The 18,145-nt window shown below is 57.8% G+C and carries 16 protein-coding genes and 2 tRNA genes; 13 read left to right on the forward strand and 5 right to left on the reverse strand.

Translation table 11 applies throughout. The features are described 5' to 3' along the window. Positions 1 to 64 precede the first annotated feature (64 nt). The 4 genes from carA (at position 65) to RCH09_RS02530 (ending at position 5,534) form a co-directional block, all read left to right on the forward strand. Entirely contained in the window at positions 65 to 1,249 is a 1,185-nt protein-coding gene (gene carA / locus RCH09_RS02515) for a glutamine-hydrolyzing carbamoyl-phosphate synthase small subunit (protein WP_326939457.1), read from the forward strand. Next, the gene (carB, locus tag RCH09_RS02520) at positions 1,249 to 4,479 is read left to right on the forward strand and encodes a carbamoyl-phosphate synthase large subunit (protein ID WP_326939458.1); all 3,231 of its coding nucleotides are present in this window, start codon (positions 1,249 to 1,251) and stop codon (positions 4,477 to 4,479) included. Before carA ends, carB begins: the two co-directional genes overlap by 1 nt. Positions 4,480 to 4,588: 109 nt before the next feature. Then, positions 4,589 to 5,065 (forward strand): transcription elongation factor GreA, encoded by a 477-nt coding sequence (gene greA / locus RCH09_RS02525; protein ID WP_326939459.1) that lies wholly within the window; start codon positions 4,589 to 4,591, stop codon positions 5,063 to 5,065. Further along, complete coding sequence (locus RCH09_RS02530; RefSeq protein WP_442784992.1) at positions 5,037 to 5,534, forward strand: DUF4149 domain-containing protein; 498 nt, start codon at positions 5,037 to 5,039, stop codon at positions 5,532 to 5,534. The genes greA and RCH09_RS02530 overlap by 29 nt, the downstream gene beginning before the upstream one ends. 66 nt (positions 5,535 to 5,600) lie before the next feature. On the opposite strand, the gene RCH09_RS02535 is transcribed toward RCH09_RS02530, so the two are convergent. Beyond that, positions 5,601 to 6,077 (reverse strand): YhbY family RNA-binding protein, encoded by a 477-nt coding sequence (locus RCH09_RS02535; RefSeq protein ID WP_326939461.1) that lies wholly within the window; start codon positions 6,075 to 6,077, stop codon positions 5,601 to 5,603. Between the two features lie 31 nt (positions 6,078 to 6,108). Here RCH09_RS02535 and RCH09_RS02540 point away from each other — a divergent pair, with 31 nt between their 5' ends. The 8 genes from RCH09_RS02540 (at position 6,109) to RCH09_RS02575 (ending at position 13,766) form a co-directional block, all read left to right on the forward strand. Beyond that, positions 6,109 to 6,780 (forward strand): RlmE family RNA methyltransferase, encoded by a 672-nt coding sequence (locus tag RCH09_RS02540; RefSeq protein ID WP_326939462.1) that lies wholly within the window; start codon positions 6,109 to 6,111, stop codon positions 6,778 to 6,780. Positions 6,781 to 6,888: 108 nt separating this feature from the next. Then, positions 6,889 to 8,775 (forward strand): ATP-dependent zinc metalloprotease FtsH, encoded by a 1,887-nt coding sequence (gene ftsH, locus RCH09_RS02545; RefSeq protein WP_326939463.1) that lies wholly within the window; start codon positions 6,889 to 6,891, stop codon positions 8,773 to 8,775. Between the two features lie 67 nt (positions 8,776 to 8,842). Then, positions 8,843 to 9,694, forward strand: coding sequence for a dihydropteroate synthase (gene folP, locus RCH09_RS02550; protein ID WP_326939464.1), 852 nt, complete (start codon positions 8,843 to 8,845; stop codon positions 9,692 to 9,694). Between the two features lie 38 nt (positions 9,695 to 9,732). Further along, a complete protein-coding gene (glmM, locus tag RCH09_RS02555) occupies positions 9,733 to 11,070 on the forward strand; it encodes a phosphoglucosamine mutase (RefSeq protein WP_326939465.1) in 1,338 nt (445 codons plus the stop codon). A gap of 163 nt (positions 11,071 to 11,233) precedes the next feature. Next, a complete protein-coding gene (locus tag RCH09_RS02560; protein ID WP_326939466.1) occupies positions 11,234 to 11,929 on the forward strand; it encodes a winged helix-turn-helix domain-containing protein in 696 nt (231 codons plus the stop codon). Positions 11,930 to 12,069: 140 nt separating this feature from the next. Further along, a tRNA-Pro gene (locus tag RCH09_RS02565) sits at positions 12,070 to 12,146 on the forward strand. A 152-nt stretch (positions 12,147 to 12,298) separates the two neighbouring features. Beyond that, positions 12,299 to 12,372, forward strand: a tRNA-Arg gene (locus tag RCH09_RS02570). 314 nt (positions 12,373 to 12,686) lie between these two features. Next, a complete protein-coding gene (locus RCH09_RS02575; RefSeq protein ID WP_326939467.1) occupies positions 12,687 to 13,766 on the forward strand; it encodes a GGDEF domain-containing protein in 1,080 nt (359 codons plus the stop codon). A gap of 7 nt (positions 13,767 to 13,773) precedes the next feature. On the opposite strand, the gene RCH09_RS02580 is transcribed toward RCH09_RS02575, so the two are convergent. The 4 genes from RCH09_RS02580 to wrbA are packed head-to-tail and all read right to left on the reverse strand — an operon-like array spanning position 13,774 to position 16,635. Continuing rightward, complete coding sequence (locus RCH09_RS02580) at positions 13,774 to 14,196, reverse strand: hypothetical protein (RefSeq protein WP_326939468.1); 423 nt, start codon at positions 14,194 to 14,196, stop codon at positions 13,774 to 13,776. A gap of 32 nt (positions 14,197 to 14,228) precedes the next feature. After that, positions 14,229 to 15,635 (reverse strand): FAD-binding oxidoreductase, encoded by a 1,407-nt coding sequence (locus RCH09_RS02585; protein ID WP_326939469.1) that lies wholly within the window; start codon positions 15,633 to 15,635, stop codon positions 14,229 to 14,231. Next, on the reverse strand, positions 15,632 to 16,027 hold the full coding sequence (locus RCH09_RS02590) for a DUF2069 domain-containing protein (RefSeq protein ID WP_326939470.1): 396 nt from the start codon (positions 16,025 to 16,027) through the stop codon (positions 15,632 to 15,634). Before RCH09_RS02590 ends, RCH09_RS02585 begins: the two co-directional genes overlap by 4 nt. Beyond that, on the reverse strand, positions 16,027 to 16,635 hold the full coding sequence (wrbA, locus tag RCH09_RS02595) for an NAD(P)H:quinone oxidoreductase (protein ID WP_326939471.1): 609 nt from the start codon (positions 16,633 to 16,635) through the stop codon (positions 16,027 to 16,029). The genes RCH09_RS02590 and wrbA overlap by 1 nt, the downstream gene beginning before the upstream one ends. Positions 16,636 to 16,818: 183 nt before the next feature. Between wrbA and RCH09_RS02600 the strand changes: the two genes are divergently transcribed. Continuing rightward, positions 16,819 to 18,141, forward strand: coding sequence for a YihY family inner membrane protein (locus RCH09_RS02600; protein WP_326939472.1), 1,323 nt, complete (start codon positions 16,819 to 16,821; stop codon positions 18,139 to 18,141). The last annotated feature ends 4 nt before the right edge of the window (positions 18,142 to 18,145 follow it).

The following is an 18,145-nucleotide window of genomic DNA, read 5'->3' on the forward strand; positions in this document are numbered from 1 at the left end:
GAAAACACGCACGCGGTCAATTCTGGAGCGACGCAGCGCGGCGGTAACCACATCAGGAGTTACCTTGCCGCCATTTTTTTCTGGCCCCTCAGTCCCTGCCATACTGGCGCTTGCAGACGGGTCAATTTTCCAGGGGTTTTCCATCGGCGCGCCCGGCCACACAATTGGCGAGGTTGTATTTAATACGGCAATGACCGGCTACCAGGAAATCCTGACCGATCCAAGCTACAGCCGCCAGATTGTCACGCTCACCTATCCCCACATCGGCAACACCGGCATCAATGTCGACGACGTCGAATCCACGCGGGTCCATGCCGCCGGCTTGATCATCAAGGATCTGCCGTTGATGGCATCGAACTTTCGTTCGACACAAAGCCTGACGGAGTATCTGCAAGCCGAAAACATTGTTGCTCTGGCCGGCATCGATACGCGCAAGCTGACGCGCATTCTGCGTGAAAAGGGCGCCCAGAATGGCGCCATCGTCGCTGGCGAAGGCGTTACGGCGGAGCAGGCGCTGGCCCTGGCAAGATCCTTCCCGGGGCTGGCTGGCATGGACCTGGCGAAAGTCGTTTCTACCCAGACCGCCTACGAATGGACTGAATCGGAATGGGTGCTTGGCGCCGGCTACGGCAAACAGAGCGCGCCACAGTTCCACGTGGTCGCATTCGACTATGGCGTGAAATTCAACATCCTGCGCATGCTGGCGCAACGTGGTTGCCGCGTCACCGTTCTTCCGGCGCAAGCGACGGCCGAAGAAGCGCTGGCGCTGAATCCGGATGGCATCTTCCTGTCGAATGGTCCGGGCGATCCTGAGCCGTGCGATTACGCGATCAGTGCGACGCGTACCTTGATCGAGCACGGGATTCCTACCTTCGGCATTTGCCTCGGTCACCAAATCATGGCGCTGGCGTCCGGTGCACGAACCATCAAGATGAAATTCGGCCATCATGGCGCCAACCATCCGGTGCAGGACCTCGCCACCCGGCAGGTCATGATCACCTCGCAGAACCACGGATTCGCGGTGGATCCGGATTCGTTGCCAGCCAACTGCCGCGTCACGCACGTCTCGCTGTTCGACGGCTCGCTGCAAGGCTTCACCCGCACCGACAAGCCCGCGTTCTGCTTCCAGGGTCATCCCGAAGCGTCGCCTGGTCCGCATGACATTGCTCCCCTGTTCGACCGCTTCATTGACTTGATGACCAGCGCACGTAACAGCACCACATCGGGCAATGACGGAGAAAAGAAATAATGGCAAAGCGTACAGACATTAAAACCATCCTGATCATTGGCGCCGGGCCGATCATTATCGGACAGGCGTGCGAATTCGATTACTCCGGCGCACAGGCCTGCAAGGCGTTGCGCGAAGAGGGTTACAAGGTCATTCTGGTCAACAGCAATCCGGCCACGATCATGACCGACCCGGAGATGGCCGATGTCACCTACATCGAACCGATCACCTGGCAAGTCGTCGAGCGCATCATCGCCAAGGAACGTCCGGATGCGATTTTGCCGACCATGGGCGGTCAGACCGCGCTCAATTGCGCGCTCGACCTGCATCACAATGGCGTACTGACCAAATACAACTGCGAATTGATTGGCGCCTCGCCGGAAGCCATCGACATGGCGGAAGACCGCTCCAAGTTCAAGGAAGCGATGACCCGCATCGGACTCGGCTCGGCGCGCTCCGGCGTTGCGCACTCACTGGATGAAGCGTGGGCCGTGCAGAAGACGCTGGGATTCCCGACCATTATCCGGCCGTCGTTCACGATGGGCGGGACCGGCGGTGGCATCGCCTATAACTCCGAAGAATTCGAAACCATTTGCAAGCGCGGTCTCGAAGCCTCGCCGACCACCGAGCTGCTGATTGAAGAATCACTGCTCGGGTGGAAAGAATTCGAGATGGAAGTTGTGCGCGACAAGGCGGATAACTGCATCATCGTCTGCTCGATTGAGAACCTCGATCCAATGGGCGTGCATACCGGCGACTCGATCACGGTTGCGCCGGCGCAGACACTGACCGACAAGGAATACCAGATCATGCGCAACGCGTCGATCGCGGTGTTGCGCGAGATCGGTGTCGATACGGGTGGGTCGAACGTGCAGTTTTCGATCAATCCTGCCGATGGCCGCATGATCGTCATCGAAATGAATCCGCGCGTGTCACGTTCGTCGGCACTGGCCTCGAAAGCCACCGGTTTCCCGATTGCGAAGATCGCCGCCAAGCTTGCCGTCGGCTTCACGCTCGATGAGTTGAGCAATGAAATTACCGGTGGTGCGACGCCGGCGTCGTTCGAGCCAAGCATCGACTATGTCGTCACCAAGATCCCACGCTTTGCCTTCGAAAAATTCCCGCAGGCGGACAATCACCTGACCACGCAAATGAAATCGGTGGGCGAGGTCATGGCAATCGGACGCACGTTCCAGGAGTCGTTCCAGAAAGCCTTGCGCGGCCTTGAAGTCGGCGTCGATGGCATGAATGAAAAGACCACCGACCGCGAAACCATCGAAGAAGAACTCGGCGAGCCGGGCCCGGATCGCATCTGGTATGTCGGCGATGCATTCGCTCAAGGTTTCACGATGGAAGAGGTGCACCAGCTCACCCACATCGACCCATGGTTCCTGATCCAGATCAAGGAGATCATCGATCTCGAATTGTGGCTGGAGACAAAAGCGCTCGATGACCTCGACAAGGCGACGCTTTACAAGCTCAAGCAAAAGGGATTCGCCGACCGACGGCTGGCAAAGCTGTTGAACAGCACCGACAAGCTTGTGCGTGCAAAACGGCATGCCATGAACATCCGGCCGGTCTACAAGCGCGTCGATACCTGCGCCGGCGAGTTCGCGACCAACACCGCGTACATGTACTCGACCTACGAGGAAGAGTGCGAATCGGCGCCGACCAACAACAAAAAGATCATGGTGCTCGGCGGTGGTCCGAACCGCATCGGGCAGGGTATTGAATTCGATTACTGCTGCGTCCATGCGGCCCTGGCGATGCGCGAAGATGGCTATGAAACCATCATGGTCAACTGCAATCCCGAAACTGTGTCGACCGACTACGATACGTCAGACCGGCTCTATTTCGAGCCGCTGACGCTGGAGGACGTTCTGGAAATCGTCGACAAGGAAAAGCCTTACGGGGTCATCGTGCAGTACGGTGGACAAACGCCACTGAAGCTCGCGCTGGACCTCGAAGCCAATGGTGTGCCGATCGTCGGCACCTCGCCGGACATGATCGACGCCGCCGAGGATCGCGAGCGATTCTCGCAACTGCTCAAGGATCTGGAGTTGCGTCAGCCGCCGAACCGCACTGCGCGCACTGAAGAAGACGCGCTGCGTCTGGCGCAGGAAATCGGCTATCCGCTGGTGGTCCGGCCGTCGTATGTGCTGGGTGGACGTGCGATGGAAATCGTCCATGAGCAACGGGACCTGGAACGCTACATGCGCGAGGCGGTCAAGGTGTCGCACGATTCGCCGGTGCTGCTGGATCGATTCCTCAATGATGCAATTGAAGTTGATGTCGATTGCCTGTCCGACGGCACGCGTACTTTCATCGGCGGCGTGATGGAACACATTGAACAGGCCGGCGTGCACTCCGGTGACTCAGCCTGTTCGCTGCCACCGTATTCGCTGTCGCAATCGACCATTGACGAAATCAAGCGCCAGACGTCGCTGATGGCGAAGGGCCTGAATGTGGTCGGCCTGATGAATGTACAGTTCGCGATCCAGCAGCAAGTGATTGATGGCGTTGCACAGGATGTCGTCTTCGTGCTTGAGGTCAATCCGCGCGCCTCGCGCACCGTGCCATTCGTCTCGAAAGCCACGGGGTTGCAGCTGGCTAAAATAGCGGCGCGCTGCATGGTCGGCCAGTCACTCGATAGCCAGGGTATTTTCAACGAAGTGGTGCCTGGTTATTTCAGTGTCAAGGAAGCCGTCTTCCCGTTCGTGAAATTTCCGGGTGTCGACACCATTCTCGGACCGGAAATGAAATCCACCGGCGAAGTCATGGGTGTGGGCAAGACCTTCGGCGAAGCATTCGTCAAATCGCAATTGGGCGCCGGCGTCAAACTGCCGCGATCGGGTACGGTATTCCTGAGCGTCAAAGGCGGCGACAAACCGCGCGCGGTCAAGGTTGCCCGGGACCTGGTTGCAATCGGATTCTCGGTCGCCGCTACCAAGGGCACGGCAGCTGCGATTCGCGAAGCGGGCATTCCTGTCACCAGCGTCAACAAGGTCGTCGAGGGACGTCCGCATGTTGTCGACATGATCAAGAACAACGAGATTGCGCTGGTCATCAACACGGTGGAAGAAAAACGCAATGCGATTACCGATTCGCGCGCGATTCGCACCTCGGCGCTGGCCGCCAGGGTGACGACCTACACCACGATCGCAGGCGCCGAAGCGGCTGTCGCTGGAATGGCGCATCTGGATGAATTGCACGTCTACGATTTACAAGAACTGCATAAATCTTTACACTAAGTTCATCGTCATCACGTACTGAACACAATTGCAGAGGTCACAGAAGGTGCCCGGTTTACCAGGCGTCGTTTGTGGCCTCTGTAGTTTTTAATCGGAATAAAAAAGACCTATGAGCACCGTACCTATTACGAAGCATGGCGCACAACTTCTCAAGGAAGAGTTGCATCGCCTGAAGACCAAAGAACGTCCCTCGATCATCAATGCCATCTCGGAAGCCCGGGCGCAGGGTGATCTGTCGGAAAACGCCGAGTATGACGCCGCGAAAGAACGCCAGAGTTTCATCGAAGGCCGGATTGCCGACCTCGAAGGAAAACTGGGATCGGCGCAGATCATTGATCCGCTTACGCTGGAAGCCGATGGGCGCATTGTGTTTGGTTCAACCGTGCATCTCGAGGATCTGGAAACAGGCGACAAGGTTACCTATCAAATTGTGGGGCTGGATGAAGCCGATCTGAAGGATTTGAAGGTGTCGATTACCTCGCCAATAGCCCGTGCATTGATCGGGAAATTTGCTGGTGATGTGGTGGGTGTGCAGGCCCCCGCCGGTGTGCGCGAATATGAAGTGCTGGAAGTGCGTTACATCTGATTTGCGCAATCTCGCATCTCATGTCCGGCCGGTCATTATTGCCTTGTGGGTTGGCAGTCTCTGGACGGTTGGCTATCTGGTTGCGCCGACGCTGTTCGCTGTTTTACCGGATCGCGTCCTGGCCGGAACCATTGCCGGAAAGTTGTTCCGCGTTGAAGCGTGGTTTTCGGTAACGGCGGCGCTGGCATTGCTGGTATGGGTCAAGTTTCAGGTCGCTGAATCGTACAGGCGCAAACACCTGTATCAGTTGGCGGGTGCCATGTTGGCATGTACGCTAGTGGGATACTTCGGATTGCAGCCGTTCATGGCGTCATTGCGCGAAAGCGCGGAGGGTGGCGTGATGAGCGGTGACGCCAGGTTGCAGTTCGGCCTGCTGCATGGCGCAGCGAGCGCATTGTATCTGGCGCAAAGTATCGTCGGAATTGTTTTGCTGGTCAAAAATCAGCAGTTGGAACCGGCGCAGCAGTGAAGGGGTTGACGGAGGCGGGATGCGAACATGAGAGCGCAATCCCAGCCCCCAAATCAGCCAATCGCTTCAGCTATTCCCGAGCGACGATTTCTTGGCGCTGGTCTGACGCGGTTTCGCACGTTTGATCGAGCCGCCCTGGGTGACGCGCTCGTTACCCTTTACCATTACCTTGGTCACTGACGGGCGTTTGGTACCACTCGGGCTTGGTTTGACGATGGTGACCTCGCGCATGCCACGGCCTTTTTTCTCAAGACGTACTTCCTTCACCGCATCGCGTTTTGGTCGGTACACCACCAGGAGTTTCCCGATATGCTGTACGGGTGCGGCACCGAGTCTGTCGCAAATCGTCTCATACATGCCAATGCGTGCTTCGCGATCGTCGCCGAATACACGGACTTTGATCAAGCCATGTGCATCGAGTCCGTTATCAATTTCCTTGAGTACCGGTTCAGTCAGCCCAGCCTCACCGACAATGACGATCGGGTTCAGCGCGTGCGCTTCGGCACGGAGCGTACTGCGCTCTGCCGGTGTGAGTTTCAACATAAAAATCCCTTAAAAGCAGTATTCTACGCGAATGGCAAAGAACAAATTAAACAAAAACTGGCTACACGATCACATCAACGATCCTTACGTGAAGCTGGCGCAAAAAGAAGGATACCGGGCACGTGCTGTCTACAAGCTCAAGGAGATCGACGAAAATGAAAAACTGATCAAGTTCGGTCAGGTGATCGTCGACCTTGGCTCGACGCCCGGGAGCTGGTCGCAGTACGTGCGCAACAAGCTGGCAGGCAAGGCCGGCGGCGGAATCGACGGCACCATCATCGGGCTGGACATGCTGCCGATGGAGCCAATCGCCGACGTGCATTTCATCCTCGGCGATTTCCGTGATCACAAGGTGTTGCGTCAGCTCGAAGTGATTCTGGCCGGCCGCAAGGTCGACGTTGTGTTATCCGACATGGCACCCAACCTGTCCGGCATCGCCAGCGCCGACGCAGCCCGGATGGAGCACATCATCGATCTGGCGGTCGAGTTTTCGCAGATGCATTTGAAACCTTCCGGAGCCTTGCTCGTCAAATGCTTCAACGGTTCTGGCTACAGCCAAATCGTTGAAAAATTTCGCGATGAGTTCAAAACGGTTTCGCCAAAGAAGCCAAAAGCGAGCCGGGATAAATCTTCCGAGATATTTTTGCTTGGAAAAGGCGTGAAAAATCCGGTTTCCTTGTTAAAGACGCCAGTTGACCCTTGATATCCGGGCAGTTTGGCCCCAAGTCGGACATAGCAAGCGCTGTTTATTACGAGTAAAATCAAGTCTGCACATCGGGCATATGGCGCAACGGGCGTCCAAGGAGTTCTAGTGAATAATATGTTTTCCAAGGCCGCCATCTGGGTGGTCATTGCCATGGTTCTTTTCATGGTGTTCAAAAGTTTCGACAAGACCGGCCTGTCGGGTGGTGCAACCTCAGTGCCTTACTCTGATTTTTTGGATGAAGTAAAAGCCAAGCACATCAAGGACGCCACCATCGAAGACCGCAGCATCGTTGCGACTACACTCGATGGCAAAAAGATTAAAACGGCGATCACCTATCTTGACCGCGGCCTGATTGGCGATCTGGTCAACAATGGCGTGAAGTTCGACGTCAAGCAACCCGAAGAACAATCGTTCCTCTCGCAAGTATTCATCTCCTGGTTCCCGATGCTGCTCCTCATTGGCGTCTGGGTATTTTTTATGCGTCAAATGCAAGGCGGAGGCAAGGGCGGCGCGTTTTCGTTTGGAAAATCCAAAGCGCGGATGCTGGATGAAACCAGCAACGCCGTGACCTTTGCGGACGTCGCCGGCTGCGACGAAGCCAAGGAAGAAGTGCAGGAGCTGGTTGACTTCCTGCGCGATCCCACCAAGTTCCAGAAGCTCGGTGGCCGTATTCCGCGTGGCGTGCTGATGGTTGGTCCGCCAGGAACCGGTAAGACCTTGCTGGCGCGCGCCATTGCCGGCGAAGCCAAGGTTCCCTTCTTCACCATTTCTGGTTCGGATTTCGTTGAGATGTTTGTCGGCGTTGGCGCATCGCGTGTGCGCGACATGTTCGAAAACGCCAAGAAGCATGCGCCGTGCATCATCTTCATTGATGAAATTGATGCTGTCGGTCGCCATCGTGGCGCCGGCATGGGCGGCGGCAACGACGAACGTGAACAAACGCTGAACCAGTTGCTCGTCGAGATGGACGGATTCGAAGCGAATGCTGGCGTGATTGTGATTGCCGCAACCAACCGCGCCGATGTGCTGGACAAAGCGCTGTTGCGTCCAGGTCGATTCGATCGTCAGGTCGTGGTTGGCTTGCCGGACATTCGCGGTCGCGAACAAATCCTGTATGTCCACATGCGCAAGGTGCCTATTGCTCCTGACGTCAAGGCGGATATCCTGGCACGCGGCACACCAGGTTTTTCCGGTGCGGACTTGGCCAATCTGGTCAATGAAGCCGCACTGTTCGCCGCGCGTCGCAACAAGCGCCTGGTCGAGATGCAGGACTTTGAGGATGCCAAGGACAAGATCGTCATGGGCCCTGAGCGCAAATCTGCCGTCATGCGCGAAGAAGAACGACGCAACACCGCCTTCCATGAATCCGGGCATGCCGTCGTTGCAAAACTGTTGCCGAAAGCCGATCCGGTCCACAAAGTGACGATCATGCCGCGTGGCTTCGCACTGGGCCTGACCTGGCAGTTGCCGGAGCACGACCGTGTGAATCTGTACAAGGACAAGATGCTTGAGGAGATCGCAATTCTGTTTGGCGGCCGCATCGCCGAAGAAATCTTCATGCATCAAATGTCGACGGGTGCGTCCAATGACTTTGAACGCGCGACCAAGCTCGCCCGTGCCATGGTGACGCGTTACGGTATGTCGGAGAGCCTGGGGACGATGGTCTACGAAGACACCGAGCAGGATGCGTATTTTGGTCGGATGTCGGCCAAGACCGTGTCAGAGGCGACCCAGCAGAAAGTCGATACCGAAATCCGCAGCATCCTTGACGGGCAGTACGCACTGTCACGCCGTCTGCTGGAAGAGAATCGTGAAAAAGTCGAAATGATGGCCAAGACGCTGCTTGAGTGGGAAACCATTGACGCTGATCAGATCAACGACATCATGGAAGGACGTGAACCACGTCTTCCAAAAGCCGGCGTACCACCGAAACGACAGTCATCCGATAGCAGTTCGGGTGGCGTTTCACCGAGCGCAACTGCACCAGCCTGATTCGGCAAGTCGTCGATGACAAGAGGGTGAGGAGAGATCCTCGCCCTTTTTATTTTCCATGCACCCTATGAAATCAACCACGTTTCACTGCGGACGTTACCGTCTCGCGCTTGATGAAGGCGGACCGCCCCTGATCATGGGCGTGTTGAATGTCACTCCCGATTCCTTTTCGGATGGTGGCCAATTTGTCTCGCTTGAATCGGCCCTTTCGCGTGCCGATGCGATGATAGCTGCTGGCGTTGACATCATCGATATTGGTGGCGAGTCGAGTCGGCCCGGCGCGAAGCCGTTGTCGATCCGCGACGAGCTGGACCGCGTGCTGCCGGTGATTTATGCGCTCCGGGATTGCGGAAAACCACTTTCCATTGATACCTACAAGCCCGCGGTCATGCGTGAAGCCTTGTTGGCCGGCGTGGATATGGTAAACGACATCAGCGGCTTCCGTGACGTTGATGCGTTGAGCGCAATCAACGACAGCGACTGCGGCATCTGTATCATGCACATGCGCAAGGAGCCACTCACGATGCAAATCGCCCCCGACTATCAGGATGTGGTGCAGGAGGTGCTTGCGTTCCTGGCGCAACGCCATGCTGCGCTTGAGGCCGGAAAAATTCAGCGCGAGCGTATTTGCGTTGATCCCGGATTTGGATTTGGCAAAACTCTGGCGCATAATCTCGCGCTGTTGACGCACATTCGGTCAATCGGAAATGCTCTGAACCTGCCGGTTCTGGCTGGACTTTCCCGCAAATCAATGATCGGTGAAATCACCGGCCGTGCCGTGGGCGATCGTCTTGCCGGAAGTCTGGGTGCGGCGATAGCCGCGGCTCATCACGGCGCCGCAATGTTGCGGGTGCACGATGTCAGTGAAACCCGCGATGCTCTGGCGGTTTGGCATGCGGCGACACAGCCGGGCGCCTAGAACACGCAGCACCAACACTCACGAGGATGGAACAAGAAATGTCACGTAAATATTTTGGCACGGATGGCGTACGCGGGTTGGTTGGTGTGGCCCCGATCACACCGGATTTTGTCATGCGCTTGGGCTACGCAGCCGGCAAGGTATTGACGGCGAACGAGACAGGCAAGCCGACAGTGTTGATTGGGAAGGACACGCGCATTTCTGGGTACATGCTGGAAGCCGCGCTGGAAGCCGGCTTCGCAGCGGCGGGCGTGGACGTGATGTTGGCGGGGCCGATGCCGACGCCGGCGGTTGCCTATCTGACGCGGGCGTTGCGTCTGTCGGCCGGAGTCGTCATCTCGGCGTCGCACAATCCATTCCAGGACAACGGCATCAAGTTTTTTTCGGCGCAAGGCAACAAACTCCCGGATGCTGTCGAAGCCGCCATTGAAACGCAGCTGGAACAGCCGCTTGGCTGCGTTTCCTCCGAAAAGCTGGGGAAGGCACGTCGCCTGGAAGATGCGCAGGGGCGATACATCGAATTTTGCAAGAGCACCTTTCCCAACGAACTTGATTTGCGCGGCATGACCATCGTGGTCGATTGCGCGCACGGCGCCGCCTATCATATTGCGCCACATGTTTTTCATGAGCTGGGCGCCGAGGTCATTGCAATCGGTAATCAGCCAAACGGCATCAATATTAACGATGCGGTCGGTGCCACGGCGCCAGAAGCACTGGCGCTGGCAGTGCGCGCCAACAATGCCGATCTTGGCATCGCGCTCGACGGCGATGCGGACCGCCTGGTAATGGTCGATGCGGCGGGGCGCATTTTCAATGGCGACGAACTCCTGTACATCATGGTCAAGGACAGAATGGCGACGCAGAAAGTGCATGGCGCCGTTGGTACGCTGATGACCAACATGGCGCTGGAGGTGGCCTTCAGGGAGATGGGCGTCGGTTTTGCGCGTGCCAAGGTCGGCGACCGCTATGTCCTGGAAGTGATGCAGGAGCGCGGTTGGACGATTGGTGGTGAAGGTTCCGGCCACTTGCTGTTTCTGGACAAGCACACGACCGGCGACGGGATTGTTTCGGCCCTGCAGGTGTTATCCGCGCTCAAGCGCAGTGGCAAAACGCTGTCGGAATGTACCGAGGATATCGTGATGTATCCGCAGTCGTTGATCAATATGCGGGTAGAGCAGGGCTTCAACTGGTTGAATAACGGCGCAATGGTCGCTGAAAAAGAGGCAGTTGAGGTGGCACTGGCTGGCGAAGGGCGTGTATTGATTCGGCCATCAGGCACCGAGCCCCTGATACGCGTGATGGTGGAAGCAAAAACGCTGGAGATTGCCCAGGCGATGGCACGTCGCATTGCCGACAAGGTGCATCTGGTGAGTTAGTTGTTGCTGTCGCGTTGCTGCGTTCGCGTCAACCGGGAAAATCATTTATAGTCATTTGGCGCGGCGTATGCCGCGCAACGACAATGCGCGTCAGACATCGCGGCGTCGACCTCTTAGACCAACGTCAAGCGTCCTTGACTCTCTGCGCATGTAGCGCCCGGTAATGGAAAAAAATTCGTATCAAATTCTGATTGTTGAGGACGAGCCCGGTATCGTCGAGCTGTTGCGCTTTACGTTGGGTGATGCAGGATTTTCATCGACCATCGCCGTCAATGCTGCCGAGGCAAGAAAGGCGATTGCGCGACATTTGCCGGAGGCAGTGCTGCTGGACTGGATGCTTCCGGATGTCGCCGGTCTGACCCTGCTGCGTGAGTGGCGCAGTGATGGGCGCACTGCGGCACTGCCGGTGATCATGCTGACTGCAAAAAGCATGGACGAAGATAAAGTGCGCGGGTTGAATGCGGGCGCTGATGACTATGTCACCAAGCCGTTCTCGCCGCGTGAACTGGTAGCGCGCATCCATGCCGTGTTGCGACGCAATGCGCCCGAACCGGTCCGTTCAACGCAAACCCACGGGATGATTGCGATAGATTCGGAGCGTCACCTGGTCACCGTATCGAACCAGGCCGTCAAGCTCGATCAGGCAGAATTTCGGTTGTTGCGGTTTCTGATGATGAATCCGGAACGCGTATTTTCGAGATCGCAATTGCTCGACAGGGTGTGGGGCGATGACTCCTATATCGAGGAACGAACGGTTGACGTCCACATCATGCGTTTGCGGAAAGCCTTGGGCGCCGCCGCCGACTACATCAAGACAGTTCGGAGCGTCGGATACATGCTTGACGCCATGCCAGAATAACCAACCATGCGACTTCGCGTCGTTGAGGCGGCATGTCTGCCGGGTTGGATTGACCGGATGATCGTTATGGCGCGCTGTATGACAATTTAGACGCCGAAACCATTGACGTAAGCGACTGCGGCCGTTATGATTCTCTTCCTCGGAGTGTAGCGCAGCCCGGTAGCGCACCTGGTTTGGGACCAGGGGGTCCAAGGTTCGAATCCTTGTACTCCGACCAGAAATACGAAAGCGGGCTGTCTTAATGACAGCCCGCTTTTTTTTGTTCGCAGAGATTCGAAGGCATTGCTCGCCGGAGATTGCCTGGATGAGTTTTCCGGCCGTGGTCGTCGAACTGACAATGGCCGATTGTGGCGATCGCACCTTTTCTATGCGTCGGTAGCTCAGCTGGATAGAGCAATGCCCTTCTAAGGCATGGGTCGGGGGTTCGAGCCCCTCCCGACGCACTTTCTTTCCGTCGAAAAATTCCTGAATATCCTCAATCATTTTTAGGCATTTGCGTGTGCATTGAGTTATTGTTACAAGAATAGAATGTCTTTAAGTTGTTGCGCACAGGCAGATTGCCGACGGCGCGCGGTATCGGGCTTCAGTCCGGTTACATCAACTTGTTTTCAGCCTGGGATTGACTGCTTTGCATATTGATCCTGTCACCTTGTTGTTCTCCCTGAGCCTGCTATGTTTCTTGATGGCAGTGATGTCCTACAGTTCGGCGCGCGCGACTCCCAACAAAAAGTTTGGTCTCGAAAAATGGGGCGCGGCAATGGGCTGCATCGGCTTTGGCTTCCTGCTGCTTTTCTTTCGCGAGAAGCTGCCGTGGGTCGTCAGTTTTTTGCTGGCAAATGGGCTGATCATGGGGATGCCGGTTTTGTGTCTGCATGCCTTTTCCGAGCTGTTCGCGACGACAGTTTCCAGAAAGACGAGTGCCTTCATCTGGTTGCTGGGCATGAGCGGGGTGCTGTCGACCTATTTTTTCGATACACCCAAACAGTTTGCGATTTGTTCCATTTCCTGGGCGATTACGCTAATTCTCGCCAAGGTCTACGCGGTGATTCAGCGCAATCGCAGATTCTGTGCCACGAGCATGTTGGCCCTGGTGAAACTTGTCATCGGTGGAATGGCCCTGGCATTGCTGTTGCGCGGCGCTATCAGCCTGTTCGGTGACGGCGCAATGGTGGCGCCAACGGCGCGATCATTGCCACCGATCGGAGCGCTCTTCATGTTTGGGCTGTTCGTCATTGTCAGTTCCATGGGATTTTTTTACATGGTGCATGAGCGGCAGCGTTTTGAGGAACTCGAAAGCGCCAGACGCGACGATCTGACAGGGCTGCTGACCCGCAAAGCATTTTTTGAAATGGCGTTGGGAATCGATCTGCTTGTGCCCGCGGAAGCCTACGCCGTGGTGATGATCGACATCGATCGCTTTAAATCAATCAACGATGCATTTGGCCATTCCGGCGGTGACAAGATTCTGGCCCATGCCGCCCGGATGATGGTCAATCTGATCCGCATCAAGGATCTGGCGGGACGCTATGGCGGTGACGAATTCTGCATTTTGCTGCGTGAATCCAGCGAGGCGGATGCCGCCATCCTGGCGCACCGGATGGTCAACGAAGCCATGCAGCAAATGGTGCGCGTGCGGGATGACCAGAATTCTGGCTTCACGTTGACGGCCGGGTATGCGGCGCGATGCGTGGGGCTTGACCGCTGCGGGGGCGCCGAGTCGATCAATGCGGTGCTGGAGCGCGCTGATCAGGCACTTTACCTGGCCAAAAGGGCCGGCCGCAATCAGGCAATCGCAGCACTTCCCGCCAGAGAGATTGCTGCCTTGATGGGCAAATGAGCGCGGATCAGGGTGTACATTCCAGCGCGTATTTTTCGCCCAGTCGACGCGACTGGCGTCTGGACTTTTCGGCTTTCTGGCTTGATGCCAGCGCCGTATCTTCGGCAGCCCAGCGTCGTTTCAGTGCAAGTGCCGCGCATTGGCGCTGGTGTCGGGCTGCGGTCGCTGCGGCGCGGGCACGTTGCTGATCGTCCACGCGCTCGTTGCGCCGGCGGTTTTCCTCAAGTTCGAGCAGCTGGCGCTTCTCCGTTGCGGCGCGCTGCTGCGCACTTTGCTGATCGGCTTCGAGCGTGGCCGGCTTGCGCAAATCGCTGGGTGGTAGCGCGATGCCACCGGGGCAGGGATGGTCGCTGTACAGAGTATGACCATCCTGCGCGCACTTGAAGGCGGCATTGGCACAGAGCGACGAAAGGCTGAGAAGTACGGCCATGACGCAGCGGTTGGCCAGGGTTGCGGTTGCGATCAAATTACTTTTCCCGGGTTCATCAGGTTCAGCGGATCGAGTGCGGTCTTGATGCTTTGCATCAGACGCAATTCGAGCGGAGATTTGTAGCGGCGGATCTCGTCGCGCTTCAGGGCGCCCAAGCCGTGTTCGGCCGAGATTGATCCGCCGAAGCGATGCACGCTGTCGTGCACCACGCGATTGATGTCGGCTTGACGTGCAATAAACGCATCGCCGGCTTCACCGATCGCAGGAGAGACGTTGTAATGCAGGTTGCCGTCGCCCAGATGGCCGAAGGTGACCATGCGGCAACCGGGAAAAGCGTCCTGCAAGAACGCATCAGTGGCGGCAATGAATTCGGCAATGCGCGAGATCGGCACCGAGACGTCGTGCTTGATGTTCTTGCCCTCTTCGGCTTGCGCCAACGGCACATGCTCGCGCAGGCTCCACAGTGCCCTTGACTGCGCCAACGAGGAGGCCACCACGGCGTCGTGCAGGATTTCCTGTTCGAGCGCGTCGGCAAACAGGCTTTCGAGCATGGCTTCGGCATGCGCAAACGACTCATGGTCGGACAGTTCCAGCAGCACGTATTGGGGCGACGAGGTGGCAAATGGCAGCTGCAACTGCGGAAAATGCGCGTTGACGAGTTGCATGCAGAAGTCCGACATCAGCTCGAAGCCGGTCAGTGTCGCACCACAATGCTCCTGTGCCAGGGCCAGCAGTTGCAGGGCCTGTGCCGGTGTGGTCATCGCGGCGAATGCGGTCAGTCGCGCCCTGGGTTGGGGAAAGACCTTGAGCACGGCCGCGGTGATGATGCCCAGCGCCCCCTCCGCGCCGATGAACAGGTCACGCAGGTCGAATCCGGTATTGTCCTTGCGCAGTCCGCGCAGGCCGCTCCAGATTTCACCGTCGGCGGTGACAACCTCCAGGCCGAGGCAAAGATCGCGCATATTCCCGTACCTCAGCACGGCGGTCCCGCCCGCATTGGTGGCCAGATTGCCACCAATGGTGCAACTGCCTTCTGCCGCCAGCGACAGCGGAAACAGGCGATTGGCTTCCACTGCAGCCTGCTGCACATGATGCAGAATGCAGCCCGCTTCGGCAGTGATGGTGTTGTTGACGGGATCGACGCTGCGAATCTGGTTCAGGCGCAGCAGCGACATCACGACCGCCGTGCCGCTACTGTCAGGGACGCTGCCCAGAACGAGGCCGGTGTTGCCGCCTTGCGGTACGACAGGTATGCGGAACCGATTGCACAGGCGCACCAGCAGGGCAACTTCATCGACACTACCCGGCCTCAGCACGGCAAGTGCGCGCCCGGTGAAACGGCGACGCCAGTCGGTCAGGTACGTCGCCATGTCGGCAGGATCGACCACGACATGTTTCGCGCCGATCGCATCGACGCATTGCTGCAGGAAGGTATTCATTTCGCGGCTTTTTCGATCGCTTCGCGCGCCAGTTTTCGGGCCGCTTTCTTGTATGGCTTGAGGAACAGCACCGTCGAAAAAAAGTACACGCACACCAGCGCAACTTCGACCCACCCAAGCGTGGCCGACAACGTGACCCGGTCGCTGGTTGCGCGCACGATGCCTTCGGTCAGGTAAATCAGGATCAGCATGGACGACCACTGCAGCGTGTAGATGTCACGTTTGATGACGCCACGAAGCGGGAGCAACAGCGGCAGCACTTTCAAGACCATCCACGAGCCGCCCGGGCGCAACGGCGCCAGCCACATTTCCCAGCAGATGCCAAGCACGATGAGTCCGGTCAGGCTCGCCACGGCGGCGTAATAACAGGTTTTTTGAAAGGGTGTTTGCATTATTGCGGACGGTTTCTTCGTGTGGTCTCGGCCAGGCGGCGACCGAGTGCGATGGTGAGCGTGCGGGACTCGTCGGAGATCGGATGGTTGCCGTTCAAACCGGCCCAATGACTGGCGCCGTAGGGGGTGCCGCCGGTCGAGGTGGTCATTAATTCCGGATGGCTGTAGGGCAAACCGAGAATCAGCATGCCGTGATGCAGCAGCGGAATCATCATCGACAGCAGGGTGCTTTCCTGGCCGCCATGCATGCTGCCGGTGGTGGTGAAGACGCAGGCCGGCTTGTCCACCAGGGCGCCCGCGAGCCATTGGGCCGTGCTGCATTCCCAGAAGTATTTCAGCGGAGCGGCCATGTTGCCGAAGCGTCCGGGCGAGCCGAACGCCAGCGCGTCGCAGTGCACCAGGTCGGTCAATTCGGCGTACGGCGCACCTTCGGATGCGAACTCCGGTGCCGTGGCCTCGGCAACAGTGGACACCGCGGGCACCGTGCGCAACATCGCTTCGCAGCCGCTGACGCTGTCAATTCCCTGCGCAATGAGTTCGGCCATTTTGCGTGTCGCGCCGTGTCGTGAATAGTACAAAACCAGAATCGAAAGGTTGGGTGGGTTCATCCGCGATATTATAGGGCGCTTTGGTTCGGCCCCGGCGTTGACTGGTCATCTTGTCGCCGTTCGCGCAGGAAAGCCCGTCGGGTTGTGCCGCATGGCGCAGCGAATCGTGACGATCGATCGTTTTCGTTGTTGTTTGCAGGCGGTCCGGACCACCATCTTCTTTTGAACGGAATCTCTGAACGCATGCTTTCCCGCCGTTTTCAACTTTTGCGTGGCCTGACATGGTCCCAGATCCGCGACCTGTTTCGCTTCGCTTCCCGCCGTCTTGATGAAGAACATTTGCCGCAGGTCGCCGGCAGCCTGACCTTCACGACTGTGCTGGCGCTGGTGCCACTGCTGACCATCGCGCTGGCGATTTTCACGGCCTTCCCGCTGTTCAATACCTTTCGCACCGCGCTGGAAGCGTACTTCATCCAGAACCTGATGCCCAAGGCGATCGCCAATACGATTCTGGGTTATCTGAATCAGTTTGCCGCCAAGTCGACCGGCCTGTCGGCGATCGGTGGCGTCGTCCTGATCATTACCGCGCTGGCCATGATGTCGACCATTGAGCGGGTCTTCAACCGCATCTGGGGGGTGCGCATCGCGCGTCCGTTCCTGCAGCGCATGCTGGTCTACTGGTCGGTCATCACGCTGGGACCACTGCTCATCGGCGTCTCGATTTCCTTGACCTCGTACCTGTTCGAGGCAACCAATGGCGTGGTCATGAAGATGCCGTTTCTGGGGGCGATGACCTACACCACGATTTCGGTCGGCATCACCACCGGGGCTTTCACGCTGCTCTACATTGCGCTGCCCAACCGGCGCGTCGATTGGCGCGATGCCATCTGGGGCGGGCTGCTGGCCGGCATGGCGTTCGAAATTGCCAAGCGCCTGTTCGCCATTTACATCATCAAGTTCCCGACCTATACGATGGTCTATGGCTCGGTCGCGGCGGTTCCGATCGGGCTGTTGTGGATTTTCATGTTCTGGATGATCACGTTGTCCGGCGCCTTGCTGGCGGCAGCCTTGCCGGTGGTGAAATACGAACGCTGGTGGCATGTCGAGCGGCCGGGCGGCGCATTTGTCGATGCCATGGCGATCCTGCGCGTGCTGTACCACTCGCGTGAAGGGAACTCAACCGCGGTGGATGCCGACATGATCCGTGACCGCACCCGGCTCGGGTTTGACGAATCCGAAACGTTGCTGCAGCAAATGCTTGAAGTCGGTTGGGTAGGCTGCCTCAAGAGCGATGCCCCGAAGCGGTTGGGTTGGGCGAAAGCGCCGGCCAGCATGCTTGATCGCTGGACCTTGTTGATCAATCCGGCGCAATTGACACTGGCTGACGTGTACCGGCTGTTCGTGTTCGATGCGGTGCGTACCGGACCGCTGGCGAGCCATGTCGAGAATGCGGTCGAACAGGGATTGCGCCAGTCGCTGGCCGATTATTTCGATCATGAGGTCAGGGACGATGCCGCGGTCTCCGCGACCACGTCGCCCGCCGTGTCGATGGCGGGCGGTCGGTAAAGCG

The sequence above is a fragment of the Actimicrobium sp. GrIS 1.19 genome, from assembly GCF_035984655.1.
Classification (GTDB): Bacteria; Pseudomonadota; Gammaproteobacteria; order Burkholderiales; family Burkholderiaceae_D; genus Actimicrobium.